Source organism: Paracoccus bogoriensis (assembly GCF_019431455.1).
In the GTDB taxonomy this organism is placed as follows: Bacteria; Pseudomonadota; Alphaproteobacteria; order Rhodobacterales; family Rhodobacteraceae; genus Paracoccus; species Paracoccus bogoriensis.
This window is the reverse complement of record NZ_JAHYSR010000059.1, coordinates 1-609: the sequence shown is the minus strand read 5'-3', so window position 1 is coordinate 609 and position 609 is coordinate 1. Positions and strand designations below refer to the sequence as shown.

At 66.0% G+C, this 609-nt stretch carries 1 protein-coding gene; it reads left to right on the top strand.

Translation table 11 applies throughout. From position 1 onward, the window contains the following. Positions 1 to 385 precede the first annotated feature (385 nt). Positions 386 to 609, top strand: a 224-nt coding sequence (locus KY389_RS15055; RefSeq protein ID WP_219831783.1) for a transposase, incomplete at its 3' end; no start/stop codon positions are given.

Below are 609 nucleotides of genomic sequence, written 5' to 3'. Positions count from 1 at the left end.
CCATGCGGTTGGCCAGGGCGATCGCGGCCTGCCTGGGCTTCTTGCACGGAAGGATCTGCCACAGCCCGTCGTCCCTGGCCTCACCCCGTCGGCGCGCGCTGACTTGCGCGATGGCACCCAGGTCGAGCAGACTGCGCAGAGACCTGCTGCCCATTTCCGAGATGCGCCCCAGCCGCTTCGGCCCCTCTCCCGGATGGATCGCATTCGGGGCCTCGGTTGCCGCCTGTCGCGTGCGGCCTTGCTGTCAGACCCAGCCAGGCCAACAGATCCCGGCCTGACTGCCGGCCTGACCGAACGTCGGCCATGTCGGGCAGCGCAGTGAGGTGGTCCCCATAAACTGGACAGTTTGCTAAGCTTGCCGCCAAGGAAGACGAGGACGAACAGCGTGGCCGGCAAACGGGAGAACTACAGCGCAGCCTTCAAGGTGAAGGTGGCGCTTGAAGCCATTCGTGGCGAGGCGACGATCGCCGAGCTGGTGGCGAAGCACGGCGTGCATCAGACGGTGATCCATTCCTGGAAGCGTCAGGCGCTCGAGGGCATGGCCGCGATTTTCTCGGGCAAGGCCGAGGCGAAGGCGGCCGAGAAGGAAGGCGCGATCGAAAAGCTGCA